Source organism: Shewanella sp. M16 (assembly GCF_018224605.1).
Taxonomy (GTDB): Bacteria; Pseudomonadota; Gammaproteobacteria; order Enterobacterales; family Shewanellaceae; genus Shewanella; species Shewanella oncorhynchi.
On record NZ_JAGTUL010000038.1, the window covers coordinates 1 to 20,368 of the forward strand.

Below are 20,368 nucleotides of genomic sequence, written 5' to 3' on the forward strand. Positions count from 1 at the left end.
AATAAATGTCGCACTGACTGTGTTTGTTATGAGTTTTTGTACCAGGCTTCGCTTTTAAATTTCTCGGGAATTTCTTCGGAGTCGAATTCGCCTATTCCAAGTTTTTCAATCGCGTCGAACCAAGCTTCTCTCTTTGACTCAGGTAGCTTAGTGCCACACCAAGGGCAATAATAAATGCTAATCGAACTTGTACCACCATCGTGTACGATTAATCCGTATTCATCAAATTTGGGTGAGTAAGTAACCAGCACGTCTGGGCAAGCGAATTCGTCCTCATGAGTTTGGCATTTCGCCGAGATTGCTCTTAGCATTTCCTTGCAACAGTGGTTCATTCGCAATTACTCATAACGTTGCGTTCACCTGCGAATTGTAAGTAGCGCGTTGCGATAAAATTAGCGTAGCGATATTGCATAAGCGCTACTTACAATTCGTCAGGTGCAATGCCTTGTTACAAATTTTTTGTGCGGAATTAGTTAAAAATATTTGCATTTTAAACCTGCTTAGGTATAAAAAATACTGGCGTTTACTAAGATCTTTCAACAAAGACTATTGGATCATGAGAGTCTTCAATTAGCCAGAATACCAAACCAAAGGGAGCAGCCTTGATTAAGATGCCGAACTCACCATTTGGCTCTAGCCCCCACTCAATTAATGCTGCGTTTGATTCAACAACATGCTCAACCACACCTTGCGTTTTTCCATGCTCAATTAGAACTCTATCTCCGATTTCAACCACCTGCCCAGAAGCATAAAACATTATGGTTTCCTCATGGGAAATTTATTTTGCAATGGACTTTGTAACATTTTATTAGTGCGCATGCGCGTTTACCTCATTAGACCAGTAAAAACGCGCATCATTAACTGTCTGTATTGCAAAGAACTTATCAGCTTTTTATCTAATACACCATCCGGAAAAACGCGCATGCGCGTTTTTCAAACCTATTAACTAATTTTGGGAAAGTTTATGCGAATGATTTTTAAGGGTTTTATAAGTTTTAGGCTGGATAAACGCGCAAACTAATGAGTTTAAAAACACTCAAAAGCATCTAAATTTAAATACGACTGTATACCCATACATTGTTAGTCGCTTTACGATAGGGCCAAACATTTGGTAAATAGATGAGATTTTGTAGGGCAATTCATTCGTCAGTTTTCAATTCACTAAATGAATGCCAGCCAGCTTTGGGGCAGAAAAGATTTTAAACTTATATCTTGCGCTATAACTTCCCACATACCACCCAAACCGCTAGCGGCTAGTCATACAACTGGCAACCATAGCCGCATGAACACGACCGCCGCGATTACCGAACTTACACGCCGTATCGATAACCTTTTACGTATTGGCACCGTTGCCGAAGTAAAGGGCGATTCGTGCCGCGTAAAAACAGGCGAGTTACTTACCCAGTTTCGCCCCTTTTTTACCCGCCGTGCCGGCAAGGCAAAAACCAGCTGGCGCCCTACCGTTGGTGAGCAAGTGATGCTGCTATCGCTTAGCGGCGATCTAACCAACGCTTACATTCTGCCCGCGCTTTATAGCGATGAAAACCCAGAGCCTGACGGCAATAACAATAACAATAACAATCGTGAGCGAACTGTGTATCCCGATGGTGCTGTGATTGAGTACGACCCAGATACCAGCGCGCTTAAGGTGAGTGGCATTAAAACCGCCACTGTACAGGCGAGCGAGCGGGTGACTATCGATTGCCCAAATTCGGAGTTTACGGGCAATGTGTTGGTTAAGAAAAAACTCACTGTAGAACAGGGCGCGAAGGTTACTGGGGCGATTGAACATTCAGGCAAGCTGACCAATAACGGCGGTATAGCAATCACTGGCGGCGCTAATATCGACGGTATTAATTTTGGCACCCATAAACATGGCGGTGTCGATACCGGCTCGGGCACTTCAGGAGGCCCGCAATGAGCGCCAATGAAAAATGGCAAGGTATGAATCGCTTTACTGGCCAAAGCATTAGCGAGTCGCAGCATATCAGCCAAAGTATCCAGGACATATTAACCACGCCATTAGGTTCGCGCGTGATGCGTCGAGACTATGGTAGCGCCATTTTTGAACTTATCGACCAACCCCAAAGCGCCGCGATAAAGCTGCAGATTATGGCGGCGGCAGTTATCGCGCTAACCCGTTGGGAGCCGCGTATTCGCATTACTGAGATTGAAATTATCAGTGGCGGCAACGACGGCAAAGTGCAATTCAACTTAGTGACCGACCGCATCGACACTCAACGTGCCCAATTATTCGAGGCCACCTATGGCTGAGCTCATTGACCTTTCTAAAGTTCCTGTGCCTGACATTATCCAGCCGCTGAGCTTTGAGCAGCGCTTTGCTGCGCTCAAGCAATTACTGATTGATATCGACCGAAGCTATGAAGCTGTAGTGGCACTAGAATCCGACCCTGTTACCAAATTACTGCAGGTATTTGCCTATCGTGAAATGCACTTGGTTGCGCAAATTAATGATGCCACTCGCGGTAATATTTTAGCCTCATCAACGGGTAATAATTTGATCGCATTAGGCTCACGTTATGACCTAGCGCCATTAGTTATCCAAGCGGGCAATCCAACTGCAGTGCCGCCAATCCCTGAAATTTTAGAGGATGAACAATCCTTTAAGCGCCGCGTGCAAATGGCGTTTGATGGCTTAAATACGGCGGGCAGTATCGACGGTTATATCTTTTTTGCGCTGGGCGCCGATGGCCGCGTGGCTGATGCCAAAGCTGTGAGTCCTGAACCCTGTGAAATGGTGGTCACCATTCTATCTATCGAGGGTAATGGCACAGTCAGCAATGAGCTTCTTATTAAGGTACGTGACGTTTTTGGCATGAGTGCCGACGGTTTATCACAGTCAAATACCCCTTCAAAAGTGCGGCCGCAGGGCGATAGAGTCACCATTCAAGGTGCTGGGATTGTTAGCTACAGTGTGCAAGCCGTGTTACAGCTGTTGCCGGGGCCAGATGCGCAAGTAGTGTTAGCTGCTGCTAATCAAGCTTTAGCACTCTACCAAAAGGAGCAGCGCCGTTTGGGGGCAGATATTACCCGCTCAGGAATATTCAAAGCGCTGCACCAAAGTGGCGTCAATAACGTCAATCTGATTAGCCCATCCGCTGATGTAACCGTGCTTGATCATCAGGCAGCATATTGCACCAGCGTTAATATTTCGATTGGGGGCATAGGTGAATAATTTGGTTTCATCGTTACTGCCACCCAACGCATCCCAGCTTGAGCGCGATATTGAGCAAGTGATCGCCGGCTCGCTGGATTTGCCCCTGTCTATTGCTGAACTGTGGGATCCGTTTCGCTGCCCATTGTCTTTGCTGCCTTGGCTAGCGTGGGCCTACTCAGTTGACCAATGGGCGGACAGTTGGCCTGAAAGCGTTAAGCGCCAGGTTGTTAACGATGCTTTCGATATTCATCGCCACAAAGGCACGCCATATGCGGTGCAACGGGCACTTAATAGCTTAGGCATTAAGACCAATATCCTCGAATGGTGGGAAAGCGCTGGCAGCAATGTGCGCGGCACCATGAAAGTGCTCGCGTTAGTTAACGACAATATCACTGACGAAAATGAAGGATTGATCACCGCAAAAATGCTCGCCATGGTGACAGAGGCCATTCGAACCTCAAAGCGTGGCTCGATCCATTTTGATGTTGAGCTTGGTATCTCATTTGAAGAGTCACTTTCCATTGCTGCGGGCATTAGCCCTAGTGTGGGCATATCTGATATCGATGCCGATTCTAATGGCGTTCGCCCTGATGGTGTTATTGCCTTAGCTGGCATATTTGGCATCGAGCATCGTATTGACTGCATCGATACCAATTACCAGTTATCTCCTGTGCTACCTGACGAATTGTTATTTACCCACAAGCTTGCGGCGGTGTCGCATCAACTAATCATCTCTGAACACGAATTAACGGGAGTTGTGTAATGGCACTAACACTGCAATTTACTGAGGCGGGCCTTGCCGCTTGCTTGTCAGCAAAAGACAAAGGACTGAGAGCCGAGATCACTCACATGGCGTTTGGCTCAAACGCCTATACGCCCTCTAAAACCCAAACCAGCTTGAGCGCTGAAAAAGAGCGCATTGCCATTTCTGACTATCAAGATGGTGGCAAAAGCCTACGGATGGCTGGCGTATTTGATGGCGCACTAGAGTACGCCATCAAAGAGATAGGGTTTTACATTGGCACAACTTTGCTTGGCGTATACAGCGCACCAAATAAGACACTGGGCTACCGAACCCCAGCTGTAAAAGTCGTGCAGTGGTTTACGTTAAATATTGAGGCGCTGCCAACCGACAGTATCACTGTGGTAGTGGGTGCTGAAAACCTTAACCTGATTTTAGACAAAGAGTTTATCGCGGGCTGTACGGCATTTTTACAAAATGCGGCGGCAGTTATTAAAAATGCTCACTGGAACATGCAACTCAGTGAGCGCATTAGACAACTAGAGGGATAATTATGAGCTCAATTGCTGAAGAAATAGCGGGGTTAAAAGTCGCAGCCTCTGCTCAAACGACTGCGTCTCAGGCGTTATCACAAGAGGTCGCAGGCAAGATGGGGCAGATTGATCAGAAAGTGGCATCCGCAAAAAATGCGTTTGATGTGTTTATCGCTACAGCTGACGCTAGATATAAAACTCAAGCTCCTGCCAAGTTCAACGTAGGTGGACAGTGGGATAAGTTCTATCCGGTTCGCATATCATTGCGAGGCGGTCCGGTAAACAAATTAAATATTTTCAGACCTAATGCAAATGAGAATAAAGGTGGAATTGATGGATATGACCCCTTGGCTAACCCACAAACATTTACAGCGTCAATTTTAACTATTGGCGATTCGTGGGGGCATAGAGTGCCATTTTATGCGTTTGATTCTTATCATTATCAATCAAATAAGTTTATTGGGAAAGTAGTTAACAATTACAGAATGTCATCACTTTGGATTTGGTTAAGAGGAGGCGGAGTTACTTATTCAATTTGTCATGACAGTCTTTTCATTGCCCCTGAAAAAATAGCTTCATTTGATACTGTGAGTAGTGATATGTCGCCGTTTGTTGCAGTCTATCTAAGTGGGTTTGATCATGCCGAATATGGGGTTGAATACCAGCCAATGCTAGCAACTGAAATTGATTTAAGCCTACCAGAAAATAGATATATTAGAGGTATTTCATAATGTTTGAAACAAATCCTGGATGGGAACAGATTAGAATTAACCGTGCAATTAAATTGAAGGACACTGACTGGACTCAAATGTCAGATGCGCCGCTATCGCTGGATAAAAAAGCTGAGTTCGCAGCATATCGTCAAGCCTTGCGAGACTTACCGCAATCGACGGATAACCCCGATGAGATTGTCTGGCCCATGAAGCCTGAATAAACTCAGGTTTTTAGGTCAATAAACGACTCTTACCACTCAAACCAGTAGCACCGCTCCGGTGTGCTCTGCAAGCTTAGCCCTGCTTAGTTTTGCAAAACCCACAGCACCGGAGCTTATTATGGATTATCACCACGGGGTCCGCGTCATTGAAGTCAATGATGGCACCCGAACTATTCGTACAGTATCAACCTCAGTCATCGGAATTGTCTGCACCGCCAGCGATGCTGATGCAACACTATTCCCGCTAAACACCCCAGTATTGCTAACCAATGTTATGCAAGCCATTGGTAAAGCAGGCACTTTAGGTACGTTAAAACCTACGCTTGAGGGCATTGCTGATCAAGTCAATACGCTCACCGTTGTGGTGCGTGTTGAGCAGGGGGCGGATGAAACCGCTACAACGGCGAACATTATTGGCACTGTAACCCCGCAAGGGCAATACACCGGCCTTAAAGCATTACTTGCGGCACAGTCTTTATTGGGCGTTAAGCCGCGCATTCTAGGCGTGCCAGGATTAGACACTTTACCCGTTGCCACAGCGCTTGCAGCAACCGCCAAAAAACTGCGCGCCTTTGCCTACATCAGCGCCTATGGCTGTGCCACCAAAGAAGAAGCCGTAGCTTACCGTGAAAACTTTGGCGATCGTGAAGTGATGATCATTTGGCCTGAGTTTGTTGCCTTTGATACCGTTGCGGCCGCCAGTGTTAACGCTACTGCGACCGCTCGCGCATTAGGTTTACGTGCGCGTATCGACAAAGAAGTCGGTTGGCACAAAACGCTATCAAACGTCACGGTTAGCGGCGTTACCGGTTTAAGCAAACCCGTGTTCTGGGATTTACAAGATCCGTCTACCGATGCAGGCTACCTAAACAGTAATGACATCACCACGCTGATTAATCAGTCAGGTTTTCGCTTTTGGGGCTCGCGCACCTGTTCAGCAGATCCCTTATTCCAGTTTGAAAACTACACCCGCACCGCGCAAGTGTTGGCTGACACCATTGCCGACGCGCACATGTGGGCCGTTGATAAGCCAATGACCCCAACATTGGTTAAAGACATCATCGAAGGCATTAACGCTAAGTTCCGCGAGTTAAAAGGCCTAGGGTATATCGTTGACGGCCAAGCCTGGTACAGCGAAGACGTTAACGACGTTAGCACGATTAAGGCCGGTAAGTTGTATATCGATTACGACTACACCCCAGTGCCTCCGCTGGAAGATTTAACCTTCCGTCAAAAAATTACCGACCGTTATTTGGTCGACTTCGCGTCCGCAGTCGCTGCGGCCTAAGGATAACCCATGGCTTTACCAAGAAAACTCAAGCACCTGAACCTATTCGGTGATGGTCAAAACTGGATAGGTGTGGCGGAAGAATTTACCCCCGCCAAACTAAGCCGCAAATTTGAAAAATACCGTGGCGGCGGCATGCCAGGTGCGGCTGATATCGATATGGGGCTGGATGATGACGCCTTAGGTGTCGAATTCACTTTAGGCGGCTATGAAGCCCAGCTCGTTAAGCAAATGTCGGCCAGCAAGATTGACGGTGTTCAGCTGCGTTTTGCGGGTTCATTCCAGCGCGACGATACCGGCGAAGTGCAAGCGGTCGAAATCGTATGCCGTGGCCGTTATAAAGAGCTCGATCGCGGCAGTTACAAAACCGGCGATAACAGCCAAACCAAAGCCACCATGACTTGTACTTACTACAAAGAAACGGCAGGCGGCGAAGTGCTAGTTGAAGTCGATACCGTTAACGGCATTGAGATCATCAATGGCGTTGACATGATGGCCGAACACCGCAAAGCCATCGGGTTATAACTCGGGCTTAAAGCATCAATACCAACCTTAGCCCGCAATACATAGCCGTATGCGGGCATTTTTTAATTAGGCGGCACCGGGCATCCTGTCCTCAAGCCGCATACCGGCCATCCTGGCCATAACAGAGGGTCTAACAATGACAGTCACTATTACTCATAAAGAAGTCACACTCGATCAACCGATTGCACGTGGCAAAGAGTCAGTTACCAAAGTCACCTTGCGCAAACCTAAAGCTGGCGAACTGCGAGGATTATCGCTATCTGATTTGCTCAACCTTGACGTTAACGCTATCTCGACAGTGCTGCCTCGTATCAGTTCGCCAATGATCACCAAAGATGAAGTACTCAACATGGACCCTGCTGACTTAGTGCAGATTGGTGGAGAAATTAGTAATTTTTTGGTGCCGAAGAAGTTACAGATGGACAGTCAGAGCGAGAGCGACAGTCAAGCCTCCCTGAGTGCATAGATGACACCATGGCGGATATCGCCATTATCTTCCATTGGCCGCTATCTGAGATGGCGGCAATGGACATCGATGAGCTTCTAGGCTGGCACGATAAAGCGCTGGATAGATGGGAAAGAATTAACAAGGTTAAGCATGACTAAAAAATTAGAGATGAGCGTGTTATTGGCGGCAGTGGATAAGATCACTGGGCCATTAAAAAAAATGCGCCAAGCCAGCGGCATAACCGCCACTCAATTAAAAGAGACGCAAGACCGAGTTAAGTCTCTTAATAAGCAGTCTGCTCAAATCGATGGTTATCGCAAGGTGAGCCGCAGCCTTGGTATTACTTCGAATGAGTTGGCCAAGGCACAAAAGGAGGTGAAACGCCTTGCGCTTGAAATGCAAAGCAGCCAAGCGCCAGCTAAAGCACTGGTTAAGGAATACGAACAAGCCAGGGCGGCAACAGTTAGGCTGAATACTCAGCATAAAAACTTAACCATTAGCCAGCACCGGCAGCGTGAAGCACTCCGCTCTGCGGGGATTGATACTCGTAATCTTTCACAGCATCAACGCACGTTGACTGCTGACCTTTCTCAGGCTAACAAACAACTCGACCAACAAAAGCGCCGCCTACAACAGGTTTCGGCGCAACAGAAAAAGCTATCCGCAGCACAAGCCACTTACCACAAAACCAAAGCACTGCAGGGCAATATGGCCGGTGCGGGCGCAACAGCTGCAGCATCAGGTGCGGCTGCGCTCTATGCTGGATCGCAGGTGTTACAACCGGGTCTAGATTTTACCGCCGCACAATCCAAGGTTCAGGCATTAACTCGGCTGGATAAGAACGATCCGCAACTTATCGCACTGCGCAAACAAGCGCGCGAACTTGGCGCATCAACAAGCTTTACTGCTAACGATGTATCACAGGGGCAGTCATTCTTAGCTATGGCGGGCTTTGATGCTAAGTCAATTAAACAAGCCATGCCTGGTATGCTCGACTTAGCCAAGGCCAACGATACCGATCTCGCGGTGACGTCCGATATTGCCTCAAACATATTATCTGGCTTTGGTTTGGCTGCAGATCAAATGAATCGTCTTGGCGATGTGCTTACCGCAACCACAACCCGCGCCAACGTTGACTTAACCATGCTGGGTGAAACGATGAAATACGTTGCACCTGCCGCGCGTGATTTAGGTGTGAGCGTAGAAGAAGCCGCCGCTATGTCGGGATTACTCGGCAACATTGGTATCCAAGCGAGCCAAGGCGGCACGGTAATGCGCGCAATGCTTAACCGTTTGGCGGGGCAAACAGGACCAGCTGCAGCTGCCATTGAGCAGTTAGGGCTAAAGACCAAGGATAGCGCAGGCAATCTGCGCGCGATCCCCGACATCTTGGCCGATGTGGTCAAGGCCACTAAGACGATGGGTAACGCCGACCGCGCCGCAATACTTAAAACCATCTTTGGTGAAGAAGCTGGCACTGGCGTCAGTGAGCTAATTAAGCAGCAGGGTGATGGTGCCATTACCTCGTTTACCAATGTACTGCGTAAATCTGCTGGTGAGAACGCGCGAGTGGCTAAGACCATGGCTGATAATGCCAAGGGAGATATCGATACCCTCAAATCGGCGTGGGAAGACGTGGGTATCGAAATATTCGAAGGTAACAACGGAGGTATTCGCAGTTTTATCCAGCAAATCACCGGAGTTGTTAATGGTATAGGCAATTGGATGAGGGTGAATCCTGAGCTAACTGGCACGCTTTTTAAAGCGGCTGCTGCCATGGCTATTGTGGCAGCTGTCGGCGGCTCTATAACCTTGATGCTAGCTGGCATCTTAGGCCCGATGGCTATGCTTAAATACAGCACATCGATACTTGGCATTAAGTCATTGCCGCTGATGGGGAGCGCACTCACTAAGCTGGGTGGTGCATTTAAGTGGGTTATTGGTGGATTAAGGGCCTTATCTTTAGCGCTGGTATCTACGCCCATTGGTTGGGTGATCTTAGGCATTACTGCGTTAGTCGCTGCTGGGTATTTGCTCGTTACTCACTGGGACACAGTTAAGGCGTGGATGACAGGGTTCTGGCAGACAATCGCCTCATTGGTTGATAGCGGAGTTATTGCTATTACTAACCTATTTAATGGCTTACCAGAGCCAATTAAAGCCGTGCTTTCTGGTATATGGGAAACCATGAAAACCGTTTTTTCATGGTCGCCACTCGGGCTGATTGTGAGCAATTTTAGCGAAATCATGTCATTTTTCACCGGACTGCCCGCTAAGTTTAGCAGCCTGGGCGAGATGACGATGGACGGCCTAGTTAAAGGGATCACCGGCAAGCTAACAGAGGTAAAAGAAACCATAACCAATGCGGCTAGCAATGCCATTGGTTGGTTTAAAGATGTGCTCGGTATTGCTTCACCCAGCAAAGTATTTGCGGTAATGGGTGACCAAACGATGGACGGCTTAACCGTTGGCCTTAATCGTAGCCAACAAGGTCCGCTAAATGAGGTAAATAAACTCAGTAAGCAAATTGCCGGAACGGCATTTGTACTGGGCATTTCTGCACTTCCTGCCGCAGCCATGTCGAATGACGTTACTAATCTGCCAGCGCCAATCATTCAGAACCGTGAGATCATCGAGCAACTGTCGCCGGCTAAAATGAGCCAGCCGGAGGATGCTGTACGTCAGGTGCGCGACGAGCATTCAGTAGCTGCATTGTCTGTAGTGCCCAGTGTTAACCGTGAGATCATTGAACAGCTGTCGCCGGCTAAATTCAGTCAGCCAGAGGATGCTGTGCGTCAGGTACGTGACGAGCATTTAGCAGCTGTATTGTCTGCAGTGCCCAGTGCTAACCGTGAGATCATTGAACAGCTGTCGCCGGCTAAACTGAGCCAGCCGGAGGATGCTGCGCGTCAGGTGCGCGACGAGCATTCAGTAGCTGCATTGTCTGCAGTGCCCAGTGTTAACCGTGAGATCATTGAACAGCTGTCGCCGGCTAAATTCAGTCAGCCAGAGGATGCTGTGCGTCAGGTACGTGACGAGCATTTAGCAGCTGTATTGTCTGCAGTGCCCAGTGCTAACCGTGAGATCATTGAGCAACTGTCGCCGACTAAACTGAGCCAGCCTGAGGATATTTTGCGCCAGGTGCGCGATGAGCATTCAGTGGCCGCATTGTCTGCAGTGCCCAATGCTAACCGTGAAATCATTGAACAACTGTCGCCGGCTAAACTGAGTCAGCCAGAGGATGTTGTGCGCCATGTGCGCGATGAGCATTCAGTAGCTGCATTGTCTGCAGTGCCCAGTGCTAACCGTGAAATCATTGAGCAGCTGTTGCCGGCTAAATTGAGCCAACCAGAGGATATTGTGCGCCAGGTGCGTGAGGAATATCTGGGCACATCATTGCAGGCGATACCAGACCAAACCCGCACCGTCAGAGATGCATACCAAGGCGCCGATTTTGCGGTACCGGATGCAATCCGTCTGGTAAAAGAAGGCGAGTTACCTGCCAGAAAAGCGAAGAGTGACGACTTAACGCATAACGGCAGCGACTTAGTGCTTAACAGCAATGGCTTAACGCATAACACAGTGCCAGATAGATTAAGCGCTGGCAGTGCCTTTGCGCAGCGCCAAGCGCCGCAGCCTCAGTCCGTTCACATCGATGCGGGTATTCATGCGCCCATTACTATCCACGCCACTGCCAATATGGATGCGCAGGATGTCGCGCGCCTGGTCGGCATCGAGCTAGAAAAGCGTGACCGTGCCCAGCAAGCGCGCCTACGCAGCAGCCTTAAGGATCTTAACTAAAGTGAGCCAACCATTATGATGATGACACTCGGTTTTTTTGTATTTAGCAGGCTGTCGGTGCCATACCAAACATCGCAGCATGACATGGTATGGCGTCACCCAACCAATAGCCGCGTCGGTGCGCGGCCATCGGCGCAGTTCTTGGGCGTGGGGGACGAAACCCTAACGCTGTCAGGTGTGTTATTGCCAGAAATCACGGGCGGTGAACTCAGCCTTGAGGCGTTGCGTAAAATGGCCGACACAGGCAAAGCCTATCCGCTGATTGAAGGGCGCGGTACTGTTGCAGGCTTTTTTGTGATCGAGAAAATTAGCAAAGGTCGTAGCGAGTTTTTTAGTGACGGCGCAGCGAGGAAGATTGAATTTACGATTGAACTAAAACGGGTGGATGAAAAGAACACCAGCCTCATCGCTAACGAGAACCTGATCGGCATGGGTATCAGCAAACTGATAAGGGGGATTTTGTGAACCTTCTCGAGCAGTTTAACCCGCTGGCATCAAGCGACCAGCCTACGCCAGACTATCAAATATTGGTCAATGGCAAAGATATCAGCCCCAAAGTCAAAACCCGGCTAATGTCGCTGTGCCTAACGGATAATCGCGGCTTTGAGGCCGACACCATTGAAGTGCAGCTCGATGACGCCGACGGCGAGCTGGCGATGCCACCCAAGGGCGCAACCATGCAAGTGCGCATTGGCTGGAAGGGTAGCGCGCTGGTTGATAAAGGTACGTACACCATTGACGAACTCGAGCACAGTGGCCCGCCAGACATGCTAACCATTCGCGGCAAATCGGCCGATATGCGTGGCACCTTGCAGCAAAGCCGCGAGCAAAGCTTTCATCAGCAAAGTGTGGGCAGCATTATCGATGTCATCGCGGCACGGCATCAGCTCAAGGCTAAAATTAGCGATAACTTGCAAAGGGAGCTTATCGATCACATAGACCAAGCTAACGAGTCCGACGTTAACTTTTTAAGCCGCCTCGCCGAGCAGTTTGATGCCATCGCGACGGTAAAAAACGGCAACTTGTTATTTTTACAAGCGGGTTTAGCCCATAACGCCAGCGGCATCGCGCTCGACCGTGTAGACATTACCCGCCAGTCTGGCGACAGCCATCACTTTGGCGTAGCCGATCGCGATGCTTACTCTGGTGTCGTGGCCTATTGGCAAAACGATAAAGGTGCCAAGCGACAAACCGTTAAAGCTAAAAAGCCAACTGAAGCGAAACCGAGTGATGTAAAAGTCATTGTTGGGGAAAAGGAGATCATGGTTGGCAGTAACGACAACGTCAAAACCCTGCGGCATATCTACGCCAACAAGCAGAACGCCGAGCGCGCAGCGCGTGCCATGTGGGACAAACTGCAACGCGGCGTGGCAACCTTCACCATCACCTTAGCCATGGGGCGACCGGAGCTATTCCCTGAGCTGCCGGTTAGCGTCAGTGGCTTTAAACCGCAAATAGATAACAGCGACTGGCTACTTACCCGCGTAGAGCACAGCATCACAGACACGGGTTACACCACAGGGATAGAGCTAGAAGTTAAGAACAGTGATGTGGCCGAAATCACAACTTAGGTTCATGTATTTATTGATTTAGTGAGATTAAAAGCACAGTATTCATTTGCGTCAAAATACTTACATTAAGGAATAATGGTATGCAAGCACGAGTAATCAGTGTCAGATATAAAAAAGTGAAGGGAAGTAACAAATCTTCGGTTAATCAGAAAACAAATTTTTCAGTTAAAGCTAAAACTGAGGATGCTGTGAAAGAACACCTTAGCTCACATTTTAAAGGTTATGATTTTGAGATAACTGAACTCGTTTGGGCATAAATATCCTTCACTATGCGTTCTTAATCAATGCGCGCTTCTATTTGCGCGCATTATAAGTTATCCCTCTGTGAGTCCTAAATTTAGCGAGCTAGTGCGCTTATTGCTGCGGTGTTTTCAATTAGTCGGCATCACAATACTTAACATTAATCATTTTTATAGATAGTCGTTGGCATGGGTTAGTGTTCATTCGCATACTGTTTTATCTGGTATGGAGTCGGTACGATAGGCCAAACAGCCAGCAAGATTAAAATCCGTTTCATTGATTAACTCCGTTTTGATTTGTTGTTAACTCAGATATCAACAACATCATCATAATACTGCGTTGCACACCATTCAATCTGTCCCTGTGTGCTAGCAGTTTTCACTCAAGTGGCGATTAACTACGTTGGCCACAGCGGAAGCTAAAAATTTTGCAATAACACACAATATGTTGTGTATATAACCCTATAGCCACCCTTTAGAATGGTTGTACGCAGTGACAATAAGGAGTTAACCATGACCTCGCATAAACCATATAAAACCAACACCCATAAAGAGGCTGTGTAATGGGTTGCGGTGCAGGCATGACCTGCCCACATTGCGACAGCCGCGCACTACAGCGTCGAACTCGCGCTATCACGCCGCTCACCCGTGAGAAAACCTACCGCTGCAATAACGACGAATGCGGTCACATATTCGTTAGTATTGAAGAAATCCAGCGCACCGTAGTACCGCCACGCATTCGCCGCGAAGGGATAAACCTGCAAATGAGCAGAATATCCAAGCCACAAGTAGAGCCGAGCCGCACCGCACCGCACAGAAGCTAGCCCAGCTCAGCAATAACCAGTAGTAAAACCAAAACAAAAAGCCCACATCAAAGTGGGCTTTTGGCTATTCTTTAAATTTGTCATGCAGCTTATGCGGGAACAGCTGTGTATAAACTTGCCATAAAATATTCAGGTTTCTATGCCCTGTAACCTGAGCGACTTCCTCAATCGCATATCCTTTTTCAAACAGTCTACTAGCCCCTTCGCGGCGGAGATCATGGTAACGCAAATCAGTAATACCGAGTTCATTACGAACACGCTGAAAGCCAGCCGTCACGGATGTGGCGTTATAGGGGAAAATTAAGTCATCAGAAACAGGTTGGCGCATAACAATGTCAAACGATCCACCAAGCAAAGGCACAATCATATGGTTGCCTTCTTTTTTTCTTGGATCCTTTCTATCACGGACTAAAATCGTTTTATGGTCTTTATTTAAATCGACCTATCTTAATTTACATACTTCGCCAATGCGCATGCAGGTCAAAATACTGAAATCCAGCATGTCGATAAACGGGATGCGATTAGCCCCGTTTGGGCGGTAACTCATGCGTTGCTCAAGCCCTTCTTTTAATCGTTTAAGCTCATTCTCTGTCGGTCTACGGGTTCGCTTTTGGCTTTTACCCACTAACCCCATTTCAATGAGAACAGGCACGGCCTCTTCAAAAACCTGAAAGTTAGCATCAATATTCCAGACGGGGGCGGCTTTTTTCATCACACTACGCAGGTAAGCAATATCGTGATAAATCGTCGCGGGGCCTGCGCCAGCCATACGCCGATTTTTACAGTGCTCAATTAAATCGCTGGTCTTTAAATTGTTACTTCTTACTTTTGAAATATCGCAGTCAATCAGCATGCGAATAACATATTGCTTGGTGCGGCCGGTTCTTGACCACAGGTCAGCATCTTCAAAAAAACGGTTAAGTAACTCACCGATTAAAATCGCTTTATTCTTTTGCAGTACAAAATCATTTTCAATTGCATCACATCGGGTTTTGCCCCAAGTTCTAGCAACTTCCTTTTTACTGAAAGTTTTAGACTCACGATGTATAATTTCCCCACTTTCTTTAACGCGTATAGTGCAACGGTAGCTAAAATCCCCGTTTGCCTTAGCACGTTTCTCAATAGTAAATGACGCCATAGAATGAGATTAACCTTAATTCGTCCTACCCCAAAAAGGGGCCTATATGGGGCACCATATAACGAAATTGACGGCAATTACAAGCAACTAGAAGTAACTCAAGATAAACAATGAAAATTGAAAACCACCACTTAAAGCCATGTACACCAACGAAATTGCTCGATAGAACCTTTTCCATTGCGCCCATGTTGGATTGGACGGACCGTCATTATCGTTATTTTGCACGTTTGATGTCGGCTAATGCTTTGTTGTATACGGAAATGGTGACAACAGGAGCGATATTGCATGGTCGCGGTGATTACTTGGCGTATAACCAAGAAGAACATCCTTTGGCGTTGCAGTTAGGTGGCTCTAATCCCTTAGATTTGGCTCGTTGCGCTAAACTCGCTGCTGAGCGTGGCTACGATGAAGTTAACCTCAATGTGGGTTGTCCTTCCGATCGAGTGCAGAATGGTCGCTTTGGCGCGTGTCTGATGGCGGAACCTGAGTTAGTGGCTGAGTGTGTTGACGCCATGAAGCAAGTCGTTGATATTCCTGTGACTGTGAAAACGCGTATCGGAATTGATGAGCAAGATAGTTATGCGTTTTTAACCCAGTTTATTGATGTGGTTAGTGCAAAAGGGTGTACGGATTTTACTATCCATGCGCGTAAGGCGTGGCTTCAAGGGTTAAGCCCAAAAGAGAATCGCGAGATCCCGCCGCTCGATTATGAGCGTGTGTATCAACTTAAGCGTGATTATCCTGCACTTAATATTGGTATTAATGGCGGCGTAACAACTCTCGAGCAAGCACAAGTTCATTTAGTGCAGCTCGATGGAGTAATGATGGGGCGCGAGGCTTATCAGAATCCTTATATTCTGGCGCAGGTGGATCAAATATTGTGTGGCAGTCAAAAAGCAGTGATCAGCCGCGAGGCTGTGATTGAGGCTATGTTGCCTTATATTGAAGCGCATTTGCAGTCTGGTGGGCGACTTAATCATATTACTCGCCATATGATCGGGTTATTCCAAGGCTTACCGGGTGCCCGTGCGTGGCGTCGTTATTTGAGCGAAAATGCCCATAAAAACGGCGCTGGGATAGAAGTGGTAAAGCAGGCTTTTCAGAATATTCAGGCTGAAGTTGTAGAGTAATTCCACTCGACTTAAAAGATGGTGAAATTTACTAATTTGAGTAGTATTTTTCACCACTTGTTATTTTTCAATCCATCCCTATATCTCATCTTGTCCACGTAAAATTTTTTAAAATGATTAAAATCATAATCTTAAGAATATTTTTATAAGTTGGCACGCAGTTTGTAATACTCCTTTCGTCAAGTTAATTAATCGAAAGGGATGCCATCATGTTTACGTTAACCATTAAAAAATCAGTACAAATGAGTGTGTTATTAGGCGCGTTAGTCGGTAGCGTTGCAGCACACGCAGAAGCCGCACCAATATCAGATGTTGTGGGAACTATTGAGCAAACATTAACTGCGCAGACACAGGAATTGTTCGTCAGTGTAAAGCGTGAATTTGTGATGTCATTGCAAACACAACTGGCTGAAAGTATTTATGACTTCAACAGTCAACTTAGCTTAAACGCTGAAAATAAAGGTGAATCGGCAGGTGCCGATGAATATAGCGCTAAGTAAAGGATCTGCTTATGTGGTTTGTAGCACCTTTGATGACATTGCTACTGTTACCTGTAATTAGTCTTGCGTTGTTTTCAGGCATTATTTGCTGGTTTCAGTGGCATAGTGTTAATGATAAATAAGTTAGCGATCAACTGAGCCGAGGTTTTAGATGAAACGATTAAAAGTGCGTATGGAGAGTCCAGAGCGTTTAGTGTGTGGTGTTGCTGCAGGCATGGCGTGGAAGTTTGATTGGTCTTGTTTTTGGACTCGTGCGGTGTGGGCTGGTGCAATTGTATTTATGCCGGGTGTGAGTTTGCTAATTTACTTTGTTTTAGCATTGTTAGTTGACCAATGGAAAAAACCAGCCTAAGCATGCAGTGATGGCTGGTGTTGATGAGCTCATAAGTGGCTTGTTTTGATTTTAAATGATGCAGTTAAACCTATCAACAAGAGGGCACTTTGACCCTCATGCGAAAATGTATGTGCATACTGCCTTGCAGACTACTTTTTCAAAAAAGCCTGAAATCTGCTTTTGGCTTCATCACTTTTTAGCCTAGCGCTAAATTGTTCAAGTTCTTGGTGCATTTGGTGTTGTACACGATTTTTATGCGGACGCATTAATTGACGTGTGATTTGTAGTGCTTGTGGCGGTTGATTGGCCAATTTTTTTGCCTGAGATAATGCATAACTGAGTAAATCTTCATGGGCCACAATTTCGTTGATCATATTGAGTCTATGGGCCGTCTCGGCATTAAAACTTTCACCAAGTAGCAGTAACTCAGCCGCTTTTTGATAACCAATGAGTTCTGGTAAGAGTAGGCTAGCCCCCGCTTCCGGCACGAGAGCCAAGTTGACGAAGGGAAGTTGAAATTTCGCCGTGTTGTCAGCGTATACCAGATCGCAATGTAGCAGTACGGTTGTACCTATACCGACGGCGGCACCAGAAACAGCAGCCACCAGAGGTTTTTTGAGTTCGAGCAGACAAAATAAGAAACGTACTGCGGGATGATTTGGCCCTAAGTCACTATTTTTCAAAAAGTCAGCAACATCATTGCCTGAGGTGAAACAATTATCTTGGCCATGGAGCATAAAGGCACGAATGTCGTTGTCTGCTTCACCTTCGATCAGGTATTCTGTCAGTTGTTTATACATATTAAGATCAAGTGCATTGCGTTTATCAGGGCGATTAAAGCTAATAATACGCACTCCCTGATCATCCTGAACCTGTATATGACTCATGGGTTGTTTCCTTTACGACGACATTGGGTAGACATGGAGTTTAAGACATTGAAACCAATATTCAAACAGCTGTTTAATTGTCTAGTTTTATCTTGTGCATCATTTTCAGCGTTGGCGAACGTAGTCATGACTGAAGGTCATATACGCGCCATGCCTGAGACAGTACCAAATACTGCCGCTTACTTTACGCTTGAAAACCACACAGATAAAGCGATTCGTCTTATCGGTGTCAGTACGACTGTGGCAAAGGATGCCCAATTACACACGATTATCGAAGACCAAGGCATGGTGAAGATGCGCCATGTTGAAGGTTTTGACATCCCCTCCCATGGCACATTAACGTTAACGCCGTCAGGGGATCACGTCATGTTGCTTGGCTTAAAAGCGCCATTGGTGTTAGAGCAACAAGTTGAACTGCAATTAGAGTTTGACGGTGGCGAGAAAATGGCAATTACCCTGCCTGTTAGTAAAGCAGTAGAAAACGCCGCAGAGCAAGAGCATCATCACCATCATTAAGGAGTCGCTTGATGCAAATTACATGGAAAAAAGTTACCGGGGTCGGTTTATTTTTAGTATTAATCGGTTATGGCGTGAGTGTATGGTGGAGTATCGAACCGGATCCGATTAGCCCTCAACAATTAACAGCATCCAATAAGAATATTGTTGGGTACGCTACTACTACATCGCTAATCCTCACAGTCGAAAATTTACTCGATAAGCAAGGTGGTTGGCTATCAAACGATGTGATGCCACCTTCCATCTTCATGGATAACATGCCCGCATTTGAATATGGTGCTTTGGAGCAAGCCCGTGATTTAGCCTTGATTATGCGTAAAGAGTTTAGCCGCTCACAGTCACAATCTGCGGCGGACAAAGATTTAGGCGAAGCCCAATCTAAGCTCAATATTGACCACACAAGCTGGTTAGTACCGAGTGCCGAAAGCGAATATCGCGATGCAATCAAATTGCTGAAGCTTTATCGTGCCCGCATGATGGACCCAAATAATCAAGATGCACAGTTTTATGCCCGTGCTGACAACCTTAATGAATGGTTGAAAGAAGTGCAGAAACGTCTGGGCAGTATGTCGCAGCGTTTATCTGCCAGCGTTGGCCAAGAGCGCTTAAATACAGACCTAGCCGGTGATAATTCGGCGCGTCAATCAACTCCAAATTTGACCAGCCATCAGGTAAAAACCAGTTGGTGGAAAATTGATGATGTCTTCTATGAGAGCCGTGGTGCTTCATGGGCGTTGTTGAACTTTATGCGCGCAGTTGAAGTTGACTTTGCTGACGTATTGAAGAAGAAAAATGCTGAAGTAAGCCTAAGACAGATCATTCGTGAGCTGGAGGCGACTCAGCAAACTGTCTGGAGCCCTGTTGTGCTGAATGGCAGCGGTTTTGGCTTAGTCGCTAATCATTCATTGGTTATGGCTAACTATGTGTCGCGTGCGAATGCCGCGGTGATTGATTTAACGAACTTGCTATCTCAAGGTTAATTATGAAAAAAACTCTCCTCGCCAGTGCGGTATTAGGATTCTGTATGGCCTCATCTGCCCAAGCGGCCACTGTGGTTGGTTTTACGATTGGTGGTGATTACTGGCGCGCCGATACTAGCGGTACTTTTGCTGATAAAGGTCAACCACAACAAACATTTGATTACAGTTCATCTGCTCAAGGCAGTTATTGGATTGCAGTTGAGCACCCATTGCCATTTGTCCCTAACATTAAAATCCGTGAAAATAGCTTAGATCAGAAAGGCGGCATGTCGGATGCTGATTTCAACTTCAATGGTCATGATTTTAAAGGTAATGTTACTGCTTATACTGATTTGAGTAACACAGACTTCGTGCTGTACTACGAAATATTGGACAACGACATAGTGTCGTTGGATCTCGGTGCAGCATACAAGTTAATGAATGGTTCACTGCGTGTTCAAGATCCTGGCCATCCAGAAGAGAAAGATGTCGATAGCGGTATTGTGATGGGTTACGCCAGTACGCATGTAGGTATGCCTGGCTTAGGCTTGTACGGTTTTGCTGATTTGATGCAGGGCGTCAATGAGTCAAGCGTGCACGACTATGCAATTGGTTTAGGTTGGCAATTTGATGGTTTGGCCGTCGATACGCGTGTACGTGTAGGCTACCGTGAATTTTTATTCGATGTGAGTAATTTCTCGGGTGTGAGTGCTGATACTAAATTTAAAGGTTATTTTGCGGGTGTTGAAATCAACTTCTAATTTTGTTGATTTTAACTTCTAAGCATAAAAAAACCGCCAAATGGCGGTTTTTTATATTTA

25 protein-coding genes and 1 pseudogene are annotated in these 20,368 nt (G+C 46.8%); 22 read left to right on the forward strand and 4 right to left on the reverse strand.

What is annotated here, in order from left to right; translation table 11 throughout:
- Positions 1 to 26 precede the first annotated feature (26 nt).
- Positions 27 to 332: a DUF6980 family protein gene (locus KFE26_RS19255; RefSeq protein ID WP_212601390.1), complete on the reverse strand. Its 306-nt coding sequence runs from the start codon at positions 330 to 332 to the stop codon at positions 27 to 29.
- Between the two features lie 194 nt (positions 333 to 526).
- A complete protein-coding gene (locus KFE26_RS19260; protein WP_212601391.1) occupies positions 527 to 757 on the reverse strand; it encodes a hypothetical protein in 231 nt (76 codons plus the stop codon).
- A gap of 525 nt (positions 758 to 1,282) precedes the next feature.
- Here KFE26_RS19260 and KFE26_RS19265 point away from each other — a divergent pair.
- The 16 genes from KFE26_RS19265 to KFE26_RS19340 all read left to right on the forward strand — a co-directional run bounded on the left by KFE26_RS19265 (position 1,283) and on the right by KFE26_RS19340 (position 14,083).
- Positions 1,283 to 1,921 carry a phage baseplate assembly protein V gene (locus tag KFE26_RS19265; protein ID WP_212601392.1) on the forward strand — a complete coding sequence of 213 codons (639 nt, stop codon included), beginning with the start codon at positions 1,283 to 1,285 and terminating at the stop codon, positions 1,919 to 1,921.
- Positions 1,918 to 2,274 carry a GPW/gp25 family protein gene (locus KFE26_RS19270; protein ID WP_012197325.1) on the forward strand — a complete coding sequence of 119 codons (357 nt, stop codon included), beginning with the start codon at positions 1,918 to 1,920 and terminating at the stop codon, positions 2,272 to 2,274. Before KFE26_RS19265 ends, KFE26_RS19270 begins: the two co-directional genes overlap by 4 nt.
- Positions 2,267 to 3,196: a baseplate J/gp47 family protein gene (locus KFE26_RS19275; protein WP_212601393.1), complete on the forward strand. Its 930-nt coding sequence runs from the start codon at positions 2,267 to 2,269 to the stop codon at positions 3,194 to 3,196. The genes KFE26_RS19270 and KFE26_RS19275 overlap by 8 nt, the downstream gene beginning before the upstream one ends.
- Positions 3,189 to 3,941: a phage tail protein I gene (locus tag KFE26_RS19280; RefSeq protein WP_212601394.1), complete on the forward strand. Its 753-nt coding sequence runs from the start codon at positions 3,189 to 3,191 to the stop codon at positions 3,939 to 3,941. Before KFE26_RS19275 ends, KFE26_RS19280 begins: the two co-directional genes overlap by 8 nt.
- Positions 3,941 to 4,471, forward strand: coding sequence for a hypothetical protein (locus KFE26_RS19285; protein WP_119978204.1), 531 nt, complete (start codon positions 3,941 to 3,943; stop codon positions 4,469 to 4,471). The genes KFE26_RS19280 and KFE26_RS19285 overlap by 1 nt, the downstream gene beginning before the upstream one ends.
- Before the next feature lie 2 nt (positions 4,472 to 4,473).
- Positions 4,474 to 5,184 carry a hypothetical protein gene (locus tag KFE26_RS19290; protein ID WP_212601410.1) on the forward strand — a complete coding sequence of 237 codons (711 nt, stop codon included), beginning with the start codon at positions 4,474 to 4,476 and terminating at the stop codon, positions 5,182 to 5,184.
- On the forward strand, positions 5,184 to 5,387 hold the full coding sequence (locus KFE26_RS19295; protein ID WP_212601395.1) for a tail fiber assembly protein: 204 nt from the start codon (positions 5,184 to 5,186) through the stop codon (positions 5,385 to 5,387). Before KFE26_RS19290 ends, KFE26_RS19295 begins: the two co-directional genes overlap by 1 nt.
- Before the next feature lie 115 nt (positions 5,388 to 5,502).
- Positions 5,503 to 6,675, forward strand: coding sequence for a phage tail sheath protein (locus tag KFE26_RS19300; RefSeq protein WP_212601409.1), 1,173 nt, complete (start codon positions 5,503 to 5,505; stop codon positions 6,673 to 6,675).
- 9 nt (positions 6,676 to 6,684) lie between these two features.
- On the forward strand, positions 6,685 to 7,200 hold the full coding sequence (locus tag KFE26_RS19305; protein ID WP_014358024.1) for a phage major tail tube protein: 516 nt from the start codon (positions 6,685 to 6,687) through the stop codon (positions 7,198 to 7,200).
- 136 nt (positions 7,201 to 7,336) lie between these two features.
- Positions 7,337 to 7,666: a phage tail assembly protein gene (locus KFE26_RS19310; protein ID WP_212601396.1), complete on the forward strand. Its 330-nt coding sequence runs from the start codon at positions 7,337 to 7,339 to the stop codon at positions 7,664 to 7,666.
- Positions 7,667 to 7,674: 8 nt separating this feature from the next.
- A complete protein-coding gene (locus KFE26_RS19315) occupies positions 7,675 to 7,806 on the forward strand; it encodes a GpE family phage tail protein (RefSeq protein WP_212601397.1) in 132 nt (43 codons plus the stop codon).
- Complete coding sequence (locus KFE26_RS19320; protein ID WP_212601398.1) at positions 7,799 to 11,449, forward strand: phage tail tape measure protein; 3,651 nt, start codon at positions 7,799 to 7,801, stop codon at positions 11,447 to 11,449. The genes KFE26_RS19315 and KFE26_RS19320 overlap by 8 nt, the downstream gene beginning before the upstream one ends.
- A gap of 15 nt (positions 11,450 to 11,464) precedes the next feature.
- A complete protein-coding gene (locus tag KFE26_RS19325) occupies positions 11,465 to 11,914 on the forward strand; it encodes a phage tail protein (protein WP_212601399.1) in 450 nt (149 codons plus the stop codon).
- Complete coding sequence (locus tag KFE26_RS19330) at positions 11,911 to 13,020, forward strand: phage late control D family protein (protein ID WP_212601400.1); 1,110 nt, start codon at positions 11,911 to 11,913, stop codon at positions 13,018 to 13,020. The genes KFE26_RS19325 and KFE26_RS19330 overlap by 4 nt, the downstream gene beginning before the upstream one ends.
- An 80-nt stretch (positions 13,021 to 13,100) precedes the next feature.
- Positions 13,101 to 13,277 carry a hypothetical protein gene (locus tag KFE26_RS19335; RefSeq protein WP_212601401.1) on the forward strand — a complete coding sequence of 59 codons (177 nt, stop codon included), beginning with the start codon at positions 13,101 to 13,103 and terminating at the stop codon, positions 13,275 to 13,277.
- A gap of 545 nt (positions 13,278 to 13,822) precedes the next feature.
- A complete protein-coding gene (locus tag KFE26_RS19340) occupies positions 13,823 to 14,083 on the forward strand; it encodes an ogr/Delta-like zinc finger family protein (protein ID WP_212601402.1) in 261 nt (86 codons plus the stop codon).
- A 64-nt stretch (positions 14,084 to 14,147) separates the two neighbouring features.
- Here the strand turns inward: KFE26_RS19340 and KFE26_RS19345 are convergent.
- A pseudogene (locus KFE26_RS19345) lies at positions 14,148 to 15,221 on the reverse strand (site-specific integrase).
- A gap of 110 nt (positions 15,222 to 15,331) precedes the next feature.
- Between KFE26_RS19345 and dusA the strand changes: the two are divergent.
- From dusA to KFE26_RS19360, 3 genes are all read left to right on the forward strand, one after another.
- On the forward strand, positions 15,332 to 16,351 hold the full coding sequence (dusA, locus tag KFE26_RS19350) for a tRNA dihydrouridine(20/20a) synthase DusA (protein WP_212601403.1): 1,020 nt from the start codon (positions 15,332 to 15,334) through the stop codon (positions 16,349 to 16,351).
- A gap of 209 nt (positions 16,352 to 16,560) precedes the next feature.
- Positions 16,561 to 16,851 carry a hypothetical protein gene (locus KFE26_RS19355; RefSeq protein ID WP_173246873.1) on the forward strand — a complete coding sequence of 97 codons (291 nt, stop codon included), beginning with the start codon at positions 16,561 to 16,563 and terminating at the stop codon, positions 16,849 to 16,851.
- 151 nt (positions 16,852 to 17,002) lie between these two features.
- Positions 17,003 to 17,203, forward strand: a complete 201-nt coding sequence (locus KFE26_RS19360; RefSeq protein ID WP_105251467.1) for a PspC domain-containing protein — start codon at positions 17,003 to 17,005, stop codon at positions 17,201 to 17,203.
- Positions 17,204 to 17,334: 131 nt separating this feature from the next.
- Here KFE26_RS19360 and KFE26_RS19365 read toward each other — a convergent pair whose 3' ends face one another.
- Positions 17,335 to 18,072: an enoyl-CoA hydratase gene (locus KFE26_RS19365; RefSeq protein ID WP_028761866.1), complete on the reverse strand. Its 738-nt coding sequence runs from the start codon at positions 18,070 to 18,072 to the stop codon at positions 17,335 to 17,337.
- A 33-nt stretch (positions 18,073 to 18,105) separates the two neighbouring features.
- Between KFE26_RS19365 and KFE26_RS19370 the strand changes: the two genes are divergently transcribed.
- From KFE26_RS19370 to KFE26_RS19380, 3 genes are read left to right on the forward strand one after another with little or no spacing between them, the layout of a single operon-like run.
- A complete protein-coding gene (locus KFE26_RS19370; protein ID WP_113941529.1) occupies positions 18,106 to 18,588 on the forward strand; it encodes a copper chaperone PCu(A)C in 483 nt (160 codons plus the stop codon).
- A gap of 11 nt (positions 18,589 to 18,599) precedes the next feature.
- Positions 18,600 to 19,568, forward strand: a complete 969-nt coding sequence (locus tag KFE26_RS19375) for a DUF2333 family protein (protein ID WP_105251468.1) — start codon at positions 18,600 to 18,602, stop codon at positions 19,566 to 19,568.
- A gap of 2 nt (positions 19,569 to 19,570) precedes the next feature.
- A complete protein-coding gene (locus KFE26_RS19380; protein ID WP_131524113.1) occupies positions 19,571 to 20,308 on the forward strand; it encodes a TIGR04219 family outer membrane beta-barrel protein in 738 nt (245 codons plus the stop codon).
- Positions 20,309 to 20,368: the final 60 nt, after the last annotated feature.